This window comes from Parabacteroides sp. B2-S-102, from assembly GCF_023656665.1.
Lineage (GTDB): Bacteria > Bacteroidota > Bacteroidia > Bacteroidales > Tannerellaceae > Parabacteroides > Parabacteroides distasonis.
In genome coordinates, this window is record NZ_JAMOKM010000044.1 from 1 (window position 1) to 2939 (window position 2939).

General features: G+C 46.1%; 3 protein-coding genes. All 3 read left to right on the forward strand.

Annotated features, from left to right (window positions below):
• Positions 1-80 precede the first annotated feature (80 nt).
• On the forward strand, positions 81-437 hold the full coding sequence (tnpA, locus tag NBH07_RS22355) for an IS66 family insertion sequence element accessory protein TnpA (protein WP_004319780.1): 357 nt from the start codon (positions 81-83) through the stop codon (positions 435-437).
• A gap of 3 nt (positions 438-440) precedes the next feature.
• Positions 441-806 (forward strand): IS66 family insertion sequence element accessory protein TnpB, encoded by a 366-nt coding sequence (tnpB, locus tag NBH07_RS22360; protein WP_004312010.1) that lies wholly within the window; start codon positions 441-443, stop codon positions 804-806.
• A 75-nt stretch (positions 807-881) separates the two neighbouring features.
• Entirely contained in the window at positions 882-2555 is a 1674-nt protein-coding gene (locus tag NBH07_RS22365; RefSeq protein ID WP_004312011.1) for an IS66-like element ISBf10 family transposase, read from the forward strand.
• Positions 2556-2939: the final 384 nt, after the last annotated feature.

The following is a 2939-nucleotide window of genomic DNA, read 5'->3' on the forward strand; positions in this document are numbered from 1 at the left end:
GTAAGCATTCGATAAACTCCCCCTTTCATTCTAAAAATGTGATATTACTTTTGTAATCAAAGTAAAAAAGCTCAATTGTTATGTCACATCAATGGACCATGGAAGATTTTGAATCTATTTATTCCCGTTTCAAGTCGAGCGGACTGTCAGTTATGGATTTTTGTTCGAATGAATGTATTCGTCCCAAACGTTTCTACGAGTGGCGTTCCAAGCTGTTGCGCAAAGGCGGCTTTATCCCGGTAAAGGTAAACAGTAAGGGCCAGGTCAGTCTTCCCCATAAGGAGAAATCCCTGCTGTCTGCCCCTCCGGTCAGCCCGTCGCCAATTCCCCAGCCGCTATGTGAGATCTCCTATCCCAATGGCGTCACAGTCCGCTTGAACAGCCCTTTGTCACCGGAGGTATTGCAAACCCTGATATTTTTGAATTCAAACCGTTAGCCTATGTTTTCTTTGAATGAATCCAACAGATATTATCTTTACCCGTATCCGACAGACATGCGTAAGAGTTTTTATACGCTTAGCGGCATCGTGACCAACCAGATGGGAAAGAATGTACGGGACGGTGACGCTTTCATTTTTATCAATGCGAATTGTACCTGTATGAAAATCCTCCATATGGAATATGGTGGTCTGGTGATATACCATATGAGGCTGGAACATGGGCACTTCCATCTGCCGGTCATAAATACGGAGGAAGGTCGGATTAAAGCGATTGAAACCTTCTGGAATGACCTTGTGATGATGGTTCAAGGAATGGACGGCAGCAAGGTCAGGCGTTATAAAAGGAGTGGTTTCCATGGGTTGTAGTTGTAACAAATTATAACATATACAATGCCGTATTCCGGCTGTTTTTTAGTATCTTAGCATCATATTTAAACGATTATGCCAACCGATAAGGAATTACTGATAAAGGATCTCATGCACAAATGCGACTGTCTGTATAGAGAAAACAGCCGGTTGAAGGAGATGGTGTCCACGCAGCCCCTTAAAGCTGCGGACAAAGAGGTGTATGAGGCTTTATTGTCTGACAAGGATGCCATAATCGCCCAAAAGGAAGCAAAAATCAACAGTCTGGAGCAACGTGTATCCTATCTTGAACGGCAGTTGTACGGTAAGAAGGCGGAAAAGTTCATAAAGCCTGACGCCCAGGACCGCTGGCTGGATTTTGAAGGCTTTGACATGCTTCCCCAGGAGGCTGAAGCCGCAGAAGAAGCAGAAAAGGAGTTGAAGGCTACCAGAGAAGCGATCATCGCCCGTAAAAAAGCGGGGAAGCAGCATCCTGCGAGAAAATCCCTTCCGGAGAATCTTGAGCGTGAGGTGGTCCATATATATCCCGAAGGGTATAATCCGGAAGAGTGGACGCTCCTTCCCGGAGAGGAAGTGACCGAGATCCTTATGCACGAGCCCGAGAAGTTCTATATCCGCAGGATAGTGCGCCATACAGCCAAACGGAAGGGTACAAACGAGTTCAAGACCGGCCCGCTTCCCGTCATGCCAATAGCAAAGAGCTATGCCTCTGCCTCATTGCTGGCAGACATGATGATAGGGAAATATGTGGATCACATACCGTTCCACAGGCAACTGGAACAGTTCAAACGTGTGGGGGTACATCTCCCCGCGTCAACGGTCAACGACTGGTTCAAGGATGTGGCGGATTTGCTAAGGCCCCTTTACTTCCGATTATGGGAGCTGGTGATGCAGACTGACTACATACAGTCGGATGAAACGACAATCCCCGTGATGAATGACGAGAGACACAAGACGGTCAAAGGTTATATCTGGCTTGTGCGCAGTGTCATGACCGGACGTCAGTTCTTTTACTATGACAAGGGTTCCCGAAGTGGAAAGGTGGTGCTGAAACTCTTCGGCAAGTTCCGGGGAGCCATACAGACGGACGGATACGAAAGGTACGAGATGCTGGACGCCAAGAAAGGTATTATCCTTCTTGGCTGTTGGGCCCATGCACGCAGACATTTTTGGGAGGCAAGAAAGAATGACATGCAGCGTGCCGACTATGCGCTCGCACAGATACAGTTGCTTTATGACGTGGAGCGTAAGGCTGACGATGAACGCCTGACTTACGAACAGAGGGCTGAACTTAGGGCACGTCTTGCATATCCCATACTTGTGCGCTTCGAGAAATGGCTGGTCAATGAATATCCCAAAGTAATGAAAGACAGTCCGATCGGAAAAGCCATAAAATATACATACGGAAGGTTCGACAAACTCTCCAGGTACCATCTGGACGGTCGTTACAGACCGGATAATAACGAGATAGAAAATAAAGTGCGGCCTGTCGCGTGCGGCAGACGTAATTACCTGTTCTGTGGCAATAATGATGCCGCTGAAGATGCGGCGGTGCTCTACTCGTTCTTCGGCTGCTGCAAGGCTGCCGGGGCTGACTTCCGCACGTGGCTGATCTACTTCCTTGAACATATACATGATTATGACGATGACTACTCGATGGATCTGGCCGAATTGTTACCTGACAATCTGTTATCCAAGGGCAAGATATTATCCGTTACGTCACCGGAATCTCCCAAGAAAGACTCCTGATACCTTCGTAAATCTCGCCTAAACACGGGAAAACTACCGTTTTATGCCAATCAAGACGGGAAAATAGGGAATAAAGTGCCGTTTTTATCTTCATTATCCCCGATAAATAGGGAAAATAAGGGAAAGAATACCCTTTTATACCAATTATGGCGGGAAAGTAGGGATAAAAATATCGCTTTATCACATTTGTCACAGGAAAATAAGGGGCAAAGGGGAAAAACTTCCTTTTATCCGCTCCATTAGTAGGGATAATATCAATTACTATAGAACCCGCACATCTTTGGGTTGAATTGATGTAACAATAAATCATAGAACGATAAAATGAATAAACGACATTATGAACATACGTTACCCAATATACGAGGGAGTTTATCGAATACTTAC